The organism is Enterobacter asburiae, from assembly GCA_011754535.1.
Lineage (GTDB): Bacteria > Pseudomonadota > Gammaproteobacteria > Enterobacterales > Enterobacteriaceae > Enterobacter > Enterobacter cloacae_N.
Map to the genome: position 1 here is coordinate 558,413 of JAAQVN010000001.1, position 15,131 is coordinate 573,543.

General features: G+C 57.9%; 17 protein-coding genes. 14 read left to right on the top strand and 3 right to left on the bottom strand.

Annotated features, from left to right (window positions below):
* Window positions 1-6 precede the first annotated feature (6 nt).
* The 3 genes from HBM95_02550 (at window position 7) to HBM95_02560 (ending at window position 3,685) form a co-directional block, all read left to right on the top strand.
* Complete coding sequence (locus HBM95_02550) at window positions 7-1,032, top strand: ABC transporter permease (GenBank protein NIH41821.1); 1,026 nt, start codon at window positions 7-9, stop codon at window positions 1,030-1,032.
* Window positions 1,019-2,020, top strand: a complete 1,002-nt coding sequence (gene yjfF, locus HBM95_02555) for a sugar ABC transporter permease YjfF (protein NIH41822.1) — start codon at window positions 1,019-1,021, stop codon at window positions 2,018-2,020. The genes HBM95_02550 and yjfF overlap by 14 nt, the downstream gene beginning before the upstream one ends.
* A 93-nt stretch (window positions 2,021-2,113) precedes the next feature.
* Entirely contained in the window at window positions 2,114-3,685 is a 1,572-nt protein-coding gene (locus tag HBM95_02560) for a methyl-accepting chemotaxis protein (protein NIH41823.1), read from the top strand.
* On the opposite strand, the gene HBM95_02565 is transcribed toward HBM95_02560, so the two are convergent.
* On the bottom strand, window positions 3,657-4,013 hold the full coding sequence (locus HBM95_02565; protein ID NIH41824.1) for a LysR family transcriptional regulator: 357 nt from the start codon (window positions 4,011-4,013) through the stop codon (window positions 3,657-3,659). The two genes, HBM95_02560 and HBM95_02565, sit on opposite strands and share 29 nt — an antisense overlap.
* Before the next feature lie 150 nt (window positions 4,014-4,163).
* Entirely contained in the window at window positions 4,164-5,162 is a 999-nt protein-coding gene (fbp, locus tag HBM95_02570) for a class 1 fructose-bisphosphatase (GenBank protein ID NIH41825.1), read from the bottom strand.
* Window positions 5,163-5,359: 197 nt separating this feature from the next.
* Here fbp and mpl point away from each other — a divergent pair, with 197 nt between their 5' ends.
* Complete coding sequence (mpl, locus tag HBM95_02575) at window positions 5,360-6,739, top strand: UDP-N-acetylmuramate:L-alanyl-gamma-D-glutamyl-meso-diaminopimelate ligase (protein ID NIH41826.1); 1,380 nt, start codon at window positions 5,360-5,362, stop codon at window positions 6,737-6,739.
* Between the two features lie 94 nt (window positions 6,740-6,833).
* On the opposite strand, the gene HBM95_02580 is transcribed toward mpl, so the two are convergent.
* The gene (locus tag HBM95_02580) at window positions 6,834-7,385 is read right to left on the bottom strand and encodes a ribosome-associated protein (protein NIH41827.1); all 552 of its coding nucleotides are present in this window, start codon (window positions 7,383-7,385) and stop codon (window positions 6,834-6,836) included.
* A 95-nt stretch (window positions 7,386-7,480) separates the two neighbouring features.
* Here HBM95_02580 and pmbA point away from each other — a divergent pair, with 95 nt between their 5' ends.
* From pmbA to HBM95_02630, 10 genes are all read left to right on the top strand, one after another.
* Complete coding sequence (gene pmbA, locus HBM95_02585) at window positions 7,481-8,833, top strand: metalloprotease PmbA (GenBank protein NIH41828.1); 1,353 nt, start codon at window positions 7,481-7,483, stop codon at window positions 8,831-8,833.
* Window positions 8,834-8,873: 40 nt separating this feature from the next.
* Window positions 8,874-9,260: a cytochrome b562 gene (gene cybC, locus HBM95_02590; GenBank protein ID NIH41829.1), complete on the top strand. Its 387-nt coding sequence runs from the start codon at window positions 8,874-8,876 to the stop codon at window positions 9,258-9,260.
* A 316-nt stretch (window positions 9,261-9,576) separates the two neighbouring features.
* Entirely contained in the window at window positions 9,577-9,915 is a 339-nt protein-coding gene (locus HBM95_02595) for a glycine dehydrogenase (GenBank protein NIH41830.1), read from the top strand.
* A 10-nt stretch (window positions 9,916-9,925) separates the two neighbouring features.
* Complete coding sequence (locus HBM95_02600) at window positions 9,926-10,288, top strand: hypothetical protein (protein ID NIH41831.1); 363 nt, start codon at window positions 9,926-9,928, stop codon at window positions 10,286-10,288.
* A 2-nt stretch (window positions 10,289-10,290) separates the two neighbouring features.
* The gene (locus HBM95_02605) at window positions 10,291-10,590 is read left to right on the top strand and encodes a DUF4312 family protein (GenBank protein NIH41832.1); all 300 of its coding nucleotides are present in this window, start codon (window positions 10,291-10,293) and stop codon (window positions 10,588-10,590) included.
* Window positions 10,591-10,613: 23 nt separating this feature from the next.
* Entirely contained in the window at window positions 10,614-11,390 is a 777-nt protein-coding gene (locus tag HBM95_02610) for a DUF4311 domain-containing protein (protein NIH41833.1), read from the top strand.
* 13 nt (window positions 11,391-11,403) lie between these two features.
* Window positions 11,404-12,045: a DUF4310 family protein gene (locus HBM95_02615; GenBank protein NIH41834.1), complete on the top strand. Its 642-nt coding sequence runs from the start codon at window positions 11,404-11,406 to the stop codon at window positions 12,043-12,045.
* A 42-nt stretch (window positions 12,046-12,087) separates the two neighbouring features.
* A complete protein-coding gene (locus HBM95_02620) occupies window positions 12,088-13,221 on the top strand; it encodes an amidohydrolase/deacetylase family metallohydrolase (protein ID NIH41835.1) in 1,134 nt (377 codons plus the stop codon).
* Window positions 13,205-14,323 carry a DgaE family pyridoxal phosphate-dependent ammonia lyase gene (locus tag HBM95_02625; protein NIH41836.1) on the top strand — a complete coding sequence of 373 codons (1,119 nt, stop codon included), beginning with the start codon at window positions 13,205-13,207 and terminating at the stop codon, window positions 14,321-14,323. Before HBM95_02620 ends, HBM95_02625 begins: the two co-directional genes overlap by 17 nt.
* A complete protein-coding gene (locus HBM95_02630; GenBank protein NIH41837.1) occupies window positions 14,320-15,060 on the top strand; it encodes a KDGP aldolase family protein in 741 nt (246 codons plus the stop codon). The genes HBM95_02625 and HBM95_02630 overlap by 4 nt, the downstream gene beginning before the upstream one ends.
* Window positions 15,061-15,131: the final 71 nt, after the last annotated feature.

Here is a 15,131-nt window from a genome sequence, read left to right on the forward strand (position 1 = left end):
TGAATCGTGATGTCCCGTTCGCTTTCGCAAACCGGTGAGTCAAAGCGCCGCTTTAGCTGGCCAACCGGCACGCCGCAAATTGCGGCGCTGCTGGTCGTGCTGCTGGTAGATAGCCTTGTCGCACCGCATTTCTTCCAGATCGTCGTGCAGGATGGCCGCCTGTTTGGCAGCCCGATCGATATTTTAAACCGTGCTGCGCCCGTGGCGCTGCTGGCGATTGGGATGACGCTGGTGATCGCCACCGGCGGGATTGACCTCTCCGTCGGCGCGGTAATGGCAATCGCCGGCGCTACCGCTGCCTCCATGACCGTGGCCGGACACAGCCTGCCGGTGGTACTGCTGGCGGCATTGGGCACCGGGGTGCTGGCCGGACTATGGAACGGCATTCTGGTCGCGGTGCTGAAAATTCAGCCCTTTGTCGCCACCCTTATCTTAATGGTGGCCGGACGCGGGGTGGCGCAGCTGATTACCTCCGGACAGATTGTCACCTTTAACTCGCCGAGCCTGGCGTGGATCGGCAGCGGCAACCTCCTGTTCTTCCCGACACCGGTGATCGTTGCGCTGGTCACGTTAGTGGTGTTCTGGCTCTTCACCCGCAAAACGGCTCTCGGCATGTTCATTGAGGCGGTGGGGATCAACATTCGCGCCGCGCGCAACGCCGGGGTCAACACCCGGCTGATGGTGATGCTGACCTACGTGCTGAGCGGCGTGTGTGCCGCCATCGCCGGGGTCATCGTCGCGGCAGATATCCGCGGGGCCGATGCCAACAACGCCGGGCTCTGGCTGGAGCTGGACGCGATCCTCGCGGTGGTGATCGGCGGCGGGTCGCTAATGGGCGGGCGTTTTAACCTGCTGCTCTCGGTGATTGGCGCGCTGATCATTCAGGGCATGAACACCGGGATCCTGCTTTCGGGGTTCCAGCCGGAACTCAACCAGGTGGTAAAAGCGGTGGTCGTGCTTTGCGTGCTGATCGTCCAGTCGCCGCGCTTTGTCAGCATCATTAAGGGGATCCGTGGCCATGATAAAACGTAATTTACCGTTAACGATCACGCTGGGCGTGTTTGTGCTGGGGTATCTCTACTGCCTCACTCAATTCCCCGGTTTTGCCTCGACGCGCGTGATCTGCAATATCCTGACCGATAACGCCTTTTTAGGCATCATCGCGGTCGGGATGACCTTTGTGATCCTCTCCGGCGGGATCGATCTCTCCGTCGGCTCGGTGATCGCGTTTACGGGCGTATTCCTCGCGAAGGCGATCGGCTTCTGGGGCATCTCTCCGCTGGTGGCGTTTCCGCTGGTGCTGGCGATGGGCTGCGCGTTTGGCGCTTTTATGGGGCTGCTGATCGACGCGTTAAAAATCCCGGCGTTTATCATTACCCTCGCGGGAATGTTCTTCCTGCGCGGGGTGAGCTATCTGGTGTCGGAAGAGTCGATTCCGATTAACCATCCGGTGTATGACACGCTCTCCAGCCTGGCGTGGAAAATTCCCGGCGGCGGTCGCCTCAGCGCAATGGGGCTGCTGATGCTGGGCGTGGTAGTGATTGGCATCTTCCTCGCTCACCGCACCCGGTTCGGCAATCAGGTTTACGCCATCGGCGGCAACGCTACGTCGGCAAACCTGATGGGGATCTCGACCCGCAGCACCACCATCCGCATCTATATGCTCTCGACAGGCCTGGCGACGCTGGCGGGTATCGTCTTCTCGGTGTATACCCAGGCGGGCTATGCCCTTGCAGGCGTGGGCGTTGAGCTGGATGCGATTGCTTCTGTGGTTATCGGCGGCACGCTGCTCAGCGGCGGGGTAGGAACGGTGCTGGGGACGCTGTTCGGCGTGGCGATCCAGGGGCTGATTCAGACCTATATCAACTTCGACGGCACGCTCAGTTCATGGTGGACGAAGATCGCCATCGGCATTCTGCTGTTTATTTTTATCGCGCTCCAGCGCGGCCTGACGGTGCTCTGGGAGAACCGTCAAAGCTCGCCTGTTACCCGCGTAAACACATCAGTAACAGAGCGATAATACGCTGAATTTGCTTAAAGTCTAAACATTTACCGGTAGCGGCCGATACTCTTCTTTTATGCCCAGAAATATCTCGCTACCGGAAATAATATCATGCTTAAAACGCTATCGATTCGTACCGGCTTGCTCTCTTTACTGGCCGTTATGACCCTTCTGCTGCTGATTGTCAGCGGCATCGGCATTTATGCCCTCACACAGAGTTCTTCTTCACTGCAGCGCATTAATCACCTTCAGGGTGAGCAGATGGTGCAGCTTAATTCAGGCTATACGCTGATCCTGCGCGCGCGCAATGAGGCGGGTCAGGCCGTCCGGATGATGGAAATCGGCATGCTGGACGATGCGGCCAAAGCGGTAAAAAACATCAATCAGGAAGTTGCCCTGGCCCAGAAAACGCTGAAAGGCGTGATTGACGGCGGCGTGGCTGACGAGCAGGGGCAGCAGCTCCTCGATAAAGTCGCGGCCAGCCTGGCGACGTATAACCAGCAGGGGATCGGCCCGATGCTGAAAACCCTGAATGACCAGAGCGCGGACAGCTATTACGATCTGCTGGAGAACACGCTAATCCCGGTAGCGAAGCAGTTTGATAACGATATGCAGGCGTTTCAAAAATGGAGCGAAGTGCGAGGTCAGGCGGAAGTGAGCGCTGTGCAGGCGAGCAAAACCCGCGTGCTGATCCTGATTATCGTCGCCGCGCTGCTGACGGCGGGCATTATCGTGCTCGCCTGGCTGGTGCTGCGCCATATGCTGCTTAAGCCGCTGTCGGCCTCCATTGCGCAGCTGGAGAACGTGGCGGCGGGGGACTTAACCCATACGCTGAATGCGCCGGCGAGCCAGGAGTTTAACCGCCTCAACGCGGCGATAGAGGAGATGCGCCAGTCTCTGATGAGCTCGGTTATGCGGGTACGCGATGCCAGCTCGCAAATTGACACCGGCAGCCGCGAGCTGACGGCGGGGAACCGGGATCTTGCCGAGCGCACCGAATCTACCGCCACGTCGCTGGAGCAGACCGCCGCCAGCATGGAGCAGATCACCGCGACGGTGAAGCTCAACGCCGATAATGCCGAGCAGGCGCACCAGCTGGCGAAGTCCGTTTCCGACACCGCCGATCACGGCAGCGAAATGGTCTGCTACGTGATTGAAAAAATGCGCGATATTTCAGGCAGCTCGGCGCGCATCGCCGACATCCTGAGCGTGATCGACGGTATTGCCTTCCAGACCAACATTCTGGCGCTCAACGCCTCCGTGGAAGCGGCGCGCGCGGGCGAGCAGGGACGCGGGTTTGCCGTCGTCGCGGGTGAAGTCCGCAACCTTGCCAGCCGCAGCGCCGACGCGGCGAAAGAGATCCGCTCGCTTATCAGTGATTCGCAGACCCACGTTAACGAGGGCAGCGAGCTGGCCCAGCAGGCGGGTGAAACGATGGATGAGATCGCAACAGAAGTGCTGCGCATGACTAAACTGATGCGCGAAATTGCCACCGCGTCTCAGGAGCAGAGCCGCGGCATTGAGCAGGTGAATATTGCGGTGAATCAGATGGACGAAACCGCGCAGCAGAATGCGGCGCTGGTGCAGCAATCCTCCGCCGCGACCCGCTCCCTTGAGGAGCAGTCGCGTCAGCTGATGGAAGCCATGTCATCGTTCAAAGTGACGGCTCAGACTGCGGCATAATATTCCCCGGCCCCGGTGCATTCTGTGCCGGGGTTTTATTCCTCGCGGAATTTACCGCCGCAATATTATCGTGAATATCACCCATTAATATTTCCAGCGAGCTGGTTAACGCTAACGCTTTTTCCGTCGGTTCAAGATATAAACCTTTTCGGGAAAATAAAGACTCATCAAACAGTTGATTAAAGCGTTTCAACGCCAGGCTCACCGCAGGACGGGACATCTCCAGGCGCAAAGAGGCTTTTGCCATACTGCCGCAGCGGACGACTTCAATAAATACAGGAATAAGGTTTAAATCAATGCCGGTATTAGCCCGGGAATAATTTTTCATTGCAGTTCTGCTCCAGGAAATAATTGTCAAACTGTTATGGAAATAATGCAGGAGCAGGGGTGAATATTAAAGCGTGTTTTTTATAAACACTTATACGGTAAAATATATAAATGTGTCGGGGAGCCTGACTGGCTCCCCGGGGGAGGGGGATTACGCGTCCGGGTACTCACGGATAAAACGTTCAACGTCTTCAACCATGTGGTTGTTGCCGACGAAGAATGAACGGCGCTGGTGAAGGCTTTCCGGCACGATATCCAGAATACGCTCTTTACCGTCGCTCGCCTTACCGCCCGCCTGTTCGGCCAGGAACGCCATCGGGTTGCATTCGTACAGCAGACGCAGCTTCCCGTCCGGGTGGCTGGCGGTGCTTGGGTAAAGGTAGATACCGCCTTTCAGCAGGTTACGGTGGAAATCCGCGACCAGAGAGCCAATATAGCGGGACGTGTAAGGGCGCTGGGTCGCTTTATCTTCTTCCTGACAGAATTTGATGTACTTCTTCACGCCGTTCGGGAAGCGGATGTAGTTGCCTTCGTTGATGGAGTAGGTGTTGCCTTTCTCCGGGAAGCGCATGCGTTCCTGGCTCAGGCAGAAAACGCCCAGTGACGGATCGTACGTAAAGGCGTGAACCCCGCACCCGGTGGTATACACCAGCATGGTGGAGGAGCCATAAACGACGTAACCGGCTGCAACCTGATTAATGCCAGGCTGCAGGAAATCTTCTTCGGTCACCGGCGTGCCAACAGGCGTGACGCGGCGGTAGATGGAGAAAATGGTACCGACAGAAACGTTAACGTCGATGTTGGAGGAGCCGTCGAGCGGATCCATCAGAACAACGTATTTAGCGTGTTCACACCCTTCGAAAACAACAATTTCATCTTCTTCTTCAGAGGCGATACCCGCAACGATGTCGCGCGCGCGCAGTGCAGCTTTCAGTTTTTCATTTGCGAACAGATCGAGTTTCTGCTGAACCTCGCCCTGAACGTTTTCGGCACCGCTGGCACCCAGGATATCGACCAGACCGGCCTTGTTGATATCACGGTGGATGATCTTAGCGCCCAGCTTTATTGCCGACAGCAAAGCAGTGAGTTCACCCGTAGCATGAGAGAACTCGTGCTGCTTTTCGACAATAAATTCACCTAACGTTTTCATAACACTTTCCCTGCATCTTTGTGAGTAGAGCGATTGTATGTTCACTAAAACGACTAAAGCCCAACAATCTTAACAAATATTCAAATAGTAGCGCAGAGGTGAATCGCGCCAGCAACATACGGATTTACCTGAAATGCGTTTCACAGCCGCTAACATGTGAGTAAAATGTGCGCCACATTGAAGAAGGATAGTGACGTATGCGCATTCATATATTGGGGATTTGTGGCACTTTCATGGGCGGACTGGCAATGCTGGCGCGCTCGCTGGGCCATGAAGTGACAGGTTCGGACGCCAATGTGTATCCGCCGATGAGCACGCTTCTGGAAAAACAGGGCATCTCGCTAATTCAGGGCTACGATGCCAGCCAGCTGGATCCCGAGCCGGATCTGGTCATTATTGGCAACGCCATGACCCGCGGTAACCCGTGCGTTGAAGCGGTGCTGGAACGCAATATTCCGTTCATGTCCGGCCCGCAGTGGCTGCATGACTTCGTGCTGCGCGACCGTTGGGTAGTTGCCGTGGCCGGTACCCACGGAAAAACCACTACCGCCGGCATGGCGACCTGGATCCTCGAAGCCTGCGGCTACAAGCCGGGCTTTGTGATCGGCGGCGTGCCGGGTAACTTCGACGTCTCTGCGCGTCTTGGCGACAGCCCGTTCTTTGTGATTGAAGCGGATGAATACGACTGCGCATTCTTCGACAAGCGCTCCAAGTTCGTGCATTACTGCCCGCGCACGCTGATCCTCAACAACCTTGAGTTCGATCACGCGGACATCTTTGACGATCTGAAAGCGATTCAGAAACAGTTCCACCATCTGGTGCGCATTGTTCCGGGTCAGGGCCGCATCATCCTGCCGGAGAACGACATCAACCTGAAGCAGACCATGGCGATGGGCTGCTGGAGCGAGCAGGAGCTGGTGGGCGAGCAGGGCCACTGGCAGGCGAAAAAGCTCAACGCGGATGCCTCCGAGTGGGAAGTGCTGCTCGACGGTGAAAAAGTGGGCGAGGTGAAGTGGGGCCTGGTGGGCGAGCACAACATGCACAACGGCCTGATGGCGATTGCTGCGGCGCGCCACGTGGGCGTGCTGCCTGCGGATGCCGCTAATGCGCTCGGCTCGTTCATTAACGCCCGCCGCCGCCTGGAACTGCGCGGCGAAGCGAATGGCGTGACGGTCTATGACGATTTCGCGCACCACCCGACCGCCATTCTGGCGACGCTTGCCGCGTTACGCGGCAAGGTTGGCGGTACCGCGCGCATTCTGGCGGTGCTGGAACCGCGCTCAAACACCATGAAAATGGGCATTTGCAAAGACGACCTCGCACCGTCCCTGGGACGTGCCGACGAAGTCTTCCTGCTGCAGCCGCAGCATATTCCGTGGCAGGTGGCTGAAGTGGCGGATGCCTGCATTCAGCCTGCGCACTGGAGTGCGGACGTGGATGTGCTCGCGGATATGGTGGTGAAAGCGGCTCAGCCTGGCGATCACATTCTGGTGATGAGCAACGGCGGGTTCGGTGGGATCCATCAGAAGCTGCTGGACGGTCTGGCGAAGAAAGCGGAAGCGGCGGCTGCAGAGTAAAAAAAAGCCCGGTGGCGCTAGCGCTTACCGGGCCTACTTTCCCGTGTTTTCTCCCTCGCCCCTCCGGGGAGAGGGCTGGGGTGAGGGGAAGAGATTACTCGCCGTTCTCAGACAGCTCGCGCAGATACTGGAAAATCAGGCGCGCGGACTTCGGCGGCTTATTCCCTTCTTTCTCTTTCTTCGCGTTGCGGATCAAAGAACGCAGCTGCTGGCGGTCGGCATCCGGCCACAGGTTCAGTACTTCCGGTACTGCATCATCACCCTGTTCAATCAGACGATCGCGGATCTGCTCCAACTTATGGAACAGCGCAACCTGCTGGTTGTGGCGGTTTTTCAGCTTGTCCAGCGCCTGACGGATCGGATCCACGTCGCGCTGACGCAGCATTTTACCGATAAGCTGAAGCTGGCGACGACGGCCTTCTTTTTTGATTTTCTGTGCCAGTTCAATGGCATCACGCAGATCTTGGTCGAGCGGGATCTTGTCCAGCGCGTTTTTACCCAGTTCTACCATTTCTGCGCCAAGCTGTTTTAACTCTTCGGCGTCACGTTTAATTTCACTTTTACTGACCCAGATGATCTCATCATCTTCGTCTTCGATGTCATCACCGGGAACGTCGTCGAGCCAGTCTTCGGGCTGCTTAGTCATGTCAGGCTCCTTAAAAAAAGAGGCTAATGTTACCAGTTAAGACGCGCACTGAAAAACGGTTCTCTGTTAGACTTCACTTAACTCTCTCTTACAGTATGGCATTTGCGATGAAAGTAACCTCACAAGTTGAAGCGCAGCGTAAGATTCTGGAAGAAGCCGTCTCCACCGCGCTGACGCTCGCTTCAGGTAAATCAGATGGCGCCGAAGTGGCGGTCAGCAAAACCACCGGCATTAGCGTGAGCACCCGCTATGGCGAAGTGGAGAATGTAGAATTTAACAGCGATGGCGCGCTTGGGATCACGGTGTATCACCAGAATCGCAAAGGCAGCGCGTCATCCACCGATCTCAGCCCGGATGCCATTGCCCGTACGGTGCAGGCGGCGCTGGATATTGCCCGCTATACCTCTCCGGATCCTTACGCAGGCGTGGCGGATAAAGAGCTGCTGGCGTTTGACGCGCCGGATCTCGATCTTTTCCACCCGGCGGAAGTGACGCCGGATGAAGCCATTGAACTGGCCGCGCGCGCCGAGCAGGCGTCATTGCAGGCTGACAAGCGCATCACCAATACCGAAGGCGGCAGCTTCAACAGCCACTACGGCATCAAAGTCTTCGGCAACAGCCACGGCATGCTGCAGGGCTACTGCTCAACCCGTCACTCGCTCTCCAGCTGCGTCATCGCCGAAGAGAACGGCGACATGGAGCGCGACTACGCCTATACCATTGGCCGCGCGCTGGGGGATTTGCAGTCTCCTGAGTGGGTGGGTAAAGAGTGTGCCGAACGCACGCTGTCTCGCTTGTCGCCGCGTAAACTCTCCACCATGAAGGCCCCGGTGATCTTTGCCAATGAAGTGGCGACCGGCCTGTTTGGCCATCTGGTGGGCGCTATCGCGGGCGGCTCGGTGTACCGTAAATCGACCTTCCTGCTCGACTCGCTGGGCAAGCAGATCCTGCCGGAATGGCTGACGATTGAAGAGCACCCGCACCTGCTGAAAGGGCTGGCCTCCACGCCGTTCGACAGCGAAGGCGTACGCACGGAACGCCGCGATATCGTTAAAGACGGCATTCTGACCCAGTGGCTGCTGACCAACTACTCCGCGCGCAAGCTGGGGCTAAAAAGCACCGGACACGCGGGCGGCATCCACAACTGGCGCATTGCCGGTCAGGGCCTTAACTTCGAGCAAATGCTAAAAGAGATGGGCACCGGTCTGGTGGTCACCGAGCTGATGGGGCAGGGCGTGAGCGGCATCACCGGCGACTACTCGCGCGGTGCGGCAGGCTTCTGGGTCGAAAACGGCGAAATTCAGTATCCGGTGAGCGAAATTACCATCGCCGGCAACCTGAAGGACATGTGGCGCAATATCGTTACGGTCGGTAACGATATTGAAACACGTAGCAATATACAGTGTGGTTCTGTATTACTGCCGGAAATGAAAATCGCCGGCCAGTAATACCCGAAAAGCGTTTTAATAATAAAAAAGGAAGTGAGCAATGCGTAAACACCTGTTAGCGATCGTCGCGGCTTCAACGCTGGTTCTTGGCTCTTCTGCGTTTGCTGCCGATCTCGAAGACAACATGGACATCCTCAGTCAAAACCTGAAGATAGTGCAGAAAACGGACAATGCGGCCGAAATGAAAGGCGCACTGACCAAAATGCGTGAAGCGGCGCTGGACGCGCAAAAAGCGACCCCGCCAAAGCTGGAAAGCAAAGCGGCAGACAGCGCAGAGATGAAAGACTATCGCCACGGCTTTGACGTGCTGGTCGGTCAGATCGACGGTGCGCTGAAGCTGGCTAACGAAGGCAAAGTGAAGGAAGCCCAGGCGGCGGCTGACCAGTTTGTGGCGACGCGTAACACGTATCACAAGAAATATCGTTAATCGATCGCGCATCTGACAAACAACCAGCGGGGGCCAGTGGCTCCCGTTTTTTTTACGCGGTAATAAGTAAACCCTATCGCCATCACATTTTTGCGTCACCACGCCTGAACGTTTTCGTTTCCCCGGCGCGCGTTTTGCCGCTGGAATACGTGATATTCATCACGCAAATACCGTTATTAATCCAGATTCACCGCATTTATGTGGCACAGATCACTGCTGCGGCTCGCCTTTCCACTTCGAAGTGGAAAACAACTCGCTACAAACAATTCCCCCCCAACGTTAGTTTTATTCCAGAGCCATTAACGGGGTAAGACCAGTGATTAACGGAGCGGTAATGAACGACGTTGGGGAACAGGCGGAGCAAACAGAACAGCTCGCGACCACCATGCTGCAGCAGGTTTATGCCCTGCTGGCCCGAAACAACATCATCCCCAATGCGGTACAGGAGCAGATGCTCACCTCCCACGTGCGCGCAATGGCGCACCGGTCCGTGACCGGCGAGCCGCTGCCGGAGGTAGAAGCAGAGCTGTTTGACGAAATTTCACCAGATTCAATGCAACTTGCCCGTGAAGTGGTAGCGCAGTTTGGCAATCTTCCTGATGAAGAGGCCTGGCTGCTCTCCGTTCACTTTGAAGTCGCGAAAGACAACCTTTAAGGAGCAACACATGGAACAGATTACAGTCGTGATTGGCGATCGCCTGGGCAAAGGTCAGAAAGTGGCTGCCGGTGTGGAAAAAGCAGGCGGACGCGCGGTGGTTGTGCCGGGCATGGCGGCTGACATGAAGCTCGGCGACGTGATGAAAGCGGAAAATGCCACTTTCGGCATCTCCTTCTGCGGCAGCGGCGGTGCGGGCGCTATCACCGCGCAAACCAAATATGGCTACAAAGCCAAATACGGCATGCGTTCCGTGGATGAGGGCGTGACCGCCATCAACGAAGGCTGCAACGTGCTGGGCTTCGGCTTTATGGATAAAGAAGAGCTGGGCGAGCGTCTGGTACAGGCGTGGCAGAAGAAATACGGCGCATAAGCATGAAAGAACAGTTCACAACCACGGTGAGAGTGAAGGGCAAAGGCGACGCCAAAGCGCGCGCCTTTGCTGACGCGCTCAACCACGTTCAGGCTGCGGTGATGAAAGCCTCACCGCATATCTTACTGCGTATTGAGCCACAGGATGTGCAGGTTGTTCAGGCGCAAGAAGCGGTGCGTAAAGAAGCGTTTCTGTTCTTCTTTTTGCGCCGGGAGAGACGCACCTACAGCGTGGAGCTGGATGTGACCGTCAACGTGACCGCCATCAATCTCGACCGGGTGGATTTCGTCACGCAACGCTGATTATTCATAAAAAGGGCAGACTGATGTTCTTAATTATATTAATAAAATCGCTCATCATCGGCGGCCTGGTAGGCGTCGGTGTTGGCGCCGGGGCTGCACGCATGTTTCATGCGCCTACCACTCAGGGTATGGGCGCGTTTCGTACGTTGGGGGAACTGAACTCCTGCGAAGGGGATCCGGCTTCTCACTTCTCCTTTGGGTTAGGTTTCTTCTTTAACGCCTGGGCCTCTTCCGTGGCTGCAGGCGCCTTCACACAGGACGTTGACCACCGCATCATCCCGAACTGGGGTGCTGCTGCACTGATGATCAAAAACCGTAACGTCGGCGAAACGCTGCACGATCCCCGCAAAATGGCGATTGCCTGCGGTGTGATTGGCATGCTCGTCGTCACCTTCCTTAACCTGACCGCTTCCTCCGTTCCGGCCGCGCTTCAGGTCACCGCCGTGAAGGTACTGGTGCCTGCCGCGAACCTGCTGGTGAACACCGTCATGCCGGTGATCTTCTGGCTGGCGGCTATCGACGCGGGTAAAAAATCGGGCTTCTGGGCCACCATCTTCGGCGGCGCGGCGCAGCTGATTATGGGCAACGCCGTACCGGGCCTGGTGCTGGGGATCCTGATCGGTAAAGGCGTGGAAGAGAGCGGCTGGAACCACGTCACCAAAGTGATGATGGCGGCTATCGTCCTGCTCTTCGTGCTGAGCGGCTTCTTCCGCGGCTTCGACATGAAGATGATCGAATCCTTCCATCTGACCGTGCCGAACTGGCTCGATATGATCCACAACTCGCTCAGCGGTAAATAACAGGAGCCTCTACATGGAACAGAATAAAGGTTTTTGGTATGCCGACTGGTCGTTCCCGATCTTCGTTGGCCTGCTCTCCTCCGGCGTCTTCGCCGGGACGCACATGTACTACCTCTACGGCATCGGCGCGTTTAACGAAGTGGCCTTCGTGGCGATGCTGAAAGCGGGGATTGATACCGGCGTCTACGGCGCGGTGGCGGCGTTCGGCGCAAGTTTCCTGTTCGCCCGCATTATCGAAGGGTCGCTGGTCGGTATTCTTGATATCGGCGGTGCGATCCAGACCGGCGTGGGCCTCGGCGTTCCGGCGCTGCTGCTGGGCGCGGGGATCATGTTCCCGGTGACCAACTTCATCGCCTCGCTGATTACCGGCCTGGTGATTGGTCTGGCGATCGGCTACGTCATCATCCTGGCGCGTAAGTTCACCATCAACCAGAGCAACTCTACCTACGGTGCAGACGTGATGATGGGCGCGGGCAACGCCTCCGGCCGCTTCCTCGGGCCATTGATTATCCTCAGCGCCATGACCGCCTCCATTCCTATCGGCGTCGGTTCACTGGTGGGCGCGCTGCTGTTTTACATCTGGCAGAAGCCGATTACCGGTGGCGCTATCCTCGGCGCAATGATTTTGGGCTGGCTGTTCCCGGTCGCCCTTTAATACCTGCGGGCGCTCCGGCGCCCGCCTTATCAGGAGATCCTCATGTTTGATTTACTCCTGCGCCGTGCGCGCCTCGCCGACGATACCCTGACCGATATCGCCATTCAGGACGGAAAGATCGCCGCGACGGGCGACATTGACGCTCCCGCCCATAAAACGGTTGAGCTGAACGGCGACGTGTTCGTCAGCGCAGGCTGGATTGACTCCCACGTTCACTGCTACCCGAACTCCCCGATTTACCACGACGAGCCGGACAGCGTGGGCATTGCCACCGGCGTTACCACCGTGGTGGACGCGGGCAGTACCGGGGCCGACGACGTGGACGATTTCTACGACATCACCCGCAAAGCTTCCACCGAAGTCTTTGCCCTGCTGAACATCTCCCGCGTGGGGCTGATTGCCCAGAACGAGCTGGCCAACATGGCGAATATTGACGCCGAGGCGGTGAAGCAGGCGGTGAAGCGCCATCCGGATTTTATCGTCGGCCTGAAGGCGCGCATGAGTAGTAGCGTGGTCGGTGAAAACGGCATTACGCCGCTGGAGCGCGCCAAAGCCATTCAGAAAGAGAACGGCGACCTGCCGCTGATGGTGCACATTGGCAACAACCCGCCGAACCTCGACGAAATTGCCGAGCTGCTGAGCTCGGGCGACATCATCACCCACTGCTACAACGGCAAGCCAAACCGCATTCTGACGTCCTCCGGCGAGCTGCGCGCCTCCATCACCTCCGCCCGGAAGCGCGGTGTGCGTCTGGACGTCGGCCACGGCACGGCGAGCTTCAGCTTTGAGGTGGCGAAACGCGCCATCGCGATGGGCATTCTGCCGCACACCATCAGCTCGGATATCTACTGCCGCAACCGCATCAACGGCCCGGTGGGCTCGCTGGCGAGCGTGATGTCGAAATTCCTCGCCATCGGCATGTCGCTGCCGCAGGTGATTGACTGCGTGACCGCCAACGCCGCCGACGGCCTGCGCCTGACGCGCAAGGGTTGCATCCAGCCGGGTCTCGACGCCGACCTGACGCTGTTCACGATTAAACGCCAGCCAACGGTGCTGACAGACGCTGAAAACGACAGCCTGCAGGCTGAACACATTCTGGTGCCGCTTGCCGCGATCCGCGCGGGCAAGGGCTACATGACCGAACAAGGGAGCACGGAACATGCCTTCGATTTATGAGAAGTATAATTTAAAGCAGGTTATCAACACCTCTGGCCGCATGACGGCGCTGGGCGTCTCCACGCCGCGCCCGGAAGTGGTGCAGGCGGCGATGGACGGCATGAATCACTATTTCGAGATGAAGGATCTGGTTAACAAAACCGGGGAGTACATCGCGAAGCTGCTGGACGTGGAGGGCGCGACGGTGGTCTCCTGCGCGTCGGCGGGCATTGCCCAGTCCGTGGCGGCGGTGCTGGTGAAAGACAGCGACTGGCTGCTGGAAAACCTGCACGTGACCCCGATTGAGAACAACGAAATCGTCCTGCCGAAAGGCCACAACGTGAACTTTGGCGCGCCGGTGGGCACCATGGTGGCGCTGGGCGGCGGCAAGCTGGTGGAGGCGGGCTACGCCAACGAATGCTCTGCCGATCAGCTGGCGGCGGCGATCACCCCGCGCACCGCGGCGATCCTCTACATTAAATCGCACCACTGCGTTCAGAAAAGCATGCTCAGCGTCGAGCAGGCGGCGGTCGTGGCGCGCAAGCACGATCTCCCGCTGATCGTCGATGCGGCGGCAGAAGAAGATCTGCACGCCTACTACCGCTCCGGCGCGGATCTGGTGATCTACAGCGGCGCGAAGGCGATTGAAGGGCCAACCAGCGGGCTGGTGATCGGCAAAACCCAGTACGTTGAGTGGGTGAAGCGCCAGACTGCGGGCATTGGCCGTGCGATGAAGGTCGGGAAAGAGGGCATTCTTGGTCTGACCTGCGCCATCGAACACTACCTGACGGCGACCAAAGAGAGCGGGGCCGAGATGGTGGCGAAGATGACGCCGTTTATCGAGGCGCTCAACACCCTGAACGGCGTGACCGCGCGCGTGGTCTGGGACAGCGCCGGTCGCGATATCGCGCGCACCGAGATTAAGTTCGACGAAGCCGCAACGGGCGTCGGCACGGGCGATCTGGTGGCGAAACTCAAACAGGGCGAATACGCCATTTACTTCCGTGGCTACAAGGCCAACGAAGGGATTATCGAGGCGGACGTGCGCAGCGTGAGCGCTGACCAGCTGAATATCGTCTACCGCCGCATTAGCGAAGTATTAGGACAGGAGAAAAACGCATGAAACTGACCCCCAACTTTTACCGTGACCGCGTCTGTCTGAACGTGCTGGCCGGCTCAAAGGCTAACGCCAGCGCCATTTACGAGGCGGCGGAAGGCCACGTGCTGGTGGGCGTGCTCTCCAAAAATTACCCGGACGTGGCGAGCGCCGTTGTCGATATGCGTGAATATGCCGCGCTGATTGATAACGCGCTTTCCGTCGGCCTCGGCGCGGGGGATCCGAACCAGTCTGCGATGGTGAGCGAAATCTCCCGTCAGGTGCAGCCGCAGCACGTCAACCAGGTCTTTACCGGCGTGGCCACCAGCCGCGCGCTGCTGGGGCAGAATGAGTCTGTGGTCAACGGTCTGGTCTCTCCGACCGGCACCATCGGCATGGTAAAAATCTCCACCGGTCCGCTGAGCAGCGCAGCACCGGACGGCATCGTGCCGGTTGAAACGGCGATTGCCCTGCTGAAAGATTTCGGCGGCAGCTCCATCAAATACTTCCCGATGGGCGGCCTGAAGTGCCGTGACGAATACAAAGCGGTGGCGGAAGCCTGCGCCCGTCACGACTTCTGGCTGGAGCCAACCGGAGGTATCGATCTGGAAAACTATGAGGAGATCCTGCAGATCGCCCTCGACGCGGGCGTGAGCAAAATCATCCCGCATATCTACAGCTCGATTATCGACAAGGCCAGCGGCGACACGCGTCCGGAAGATGTGCGTACGCTGCTTGTGATGACGAAGAAGCTGGTGACGTAGTATCTGCCCTCACCCTAACCCTCTCCCAAAGGGAGAGGGAACTTTTACCCCCTCTCCCTTTGGGAGAGGGC

What these genes read in the sequence shown, in the direction of transcription:
- yjfF (NIH41822.1), top strand. Translation starts at nt 1,019, where the DNA reads ATGATAAAACGTAATTTACCGTTAACGATCACGCTGGGCGTGTTTGTG.
- HBM95_02560 (NIH41823.1), top strand. Translation starts at nt 2,114, where the DNA reads ATGCTTAAAACGCTATCGATTCGTACCGGCTTGCTCTCTTTACTGGCC.
- HBM95_02565 (NIH41824.1), bottom strand. Translation starts at nt 4,013, where the DNA reads ATGAAAAATTATTCCCGGGCTAATACCGGCATTGATTTAAACCTTATT.
- fbp (NIH41825.1), bottom strand. Translation starts at nt 5,162, where the DNA reads ATGAAAACGTTAGGTGAATTTATTGTCGAAAAGCAGCACGAGTTCTCT.
- mpl (NIH41826.1), top strand. Translation starts at nt 5,360, where the DNA reads ATGCGCATTCATATATTGGGGATTTGTGGCACTTTCATGGGCGGACTG.
- HBM95_02580 (NIH41827.1), bottom strand. Translation starts at nt 7,385, where the DNA reads ATGACTAAGCAGCCCGAAGACTGGCTCGACGACGTTCCCGGTGATGAC.
- pmbA (NIH41828.1), top strand. Translation starts at nt 7,481, where the DNA reads ATGGCATTTGCGATGAAAGTAACCTCACAAGTTGAAGCGCAGCGTAAG.
- cybC (NIH41829.1), top strand. Translation starts at nt 8,874, where the DNA reads ATGCGTAAACACCTGTTAGCGATCGTCGCGGCTTCAACGCTGGTTCTT.
- HBM95_02600 (NIH41831.1), top strand. Translation starts at nt 9,926, where the DNA reads ATGGAACAGATTACAGTCGTGATTGGCGATCGCCTGGGCAAAGGTCAG.
- HBM95_02605 (NIH41832.1), top strand. Translation starts at nt 10,291, where the DNA reads ATGAAAGAACAGTTCACAACCACGGTGAGAGTGAAGGGCAAAGGCGAC.
- HBM95_02610 (NIH41833.1), top strand. Translation starts at nt 10,614, where the DNA reads ATGTTCTTAATTATATTAATAAAATCGCTCATCATCGGCGGCCTGGTA.
- HBM95_02615 (NIH41834.1), top strand. Translation starts at nt 11,404, where the DNA reads ATGGAACAGAATAAAGGTTTTTGGTATGCCGACTGGTCGTTCCCGATC.
- HBM95_02620 (NIH41835.1), top strand. Translation starts at nt 12,088, where the DNA reads ATGTTTGATTTACTCCTGCGCCGTGCGCGCCTCGCCGACGATACCCTG.
- HBM95_02625 (NIH41836.1), top strand. Translation starts at nt 13,205, where the DNA reads ATGCCTTCGATTTATGAGAAGTATAATTTAAAGCAGGTTATCAACACC.
- HBM95_02630 (NIH41837.1), top strand. Translation starts at nt 14,320, where the DNA reads ATGAAACTGACCCCCAACTTTTACCGTGACCGCGTCTGTCTGAACGTG.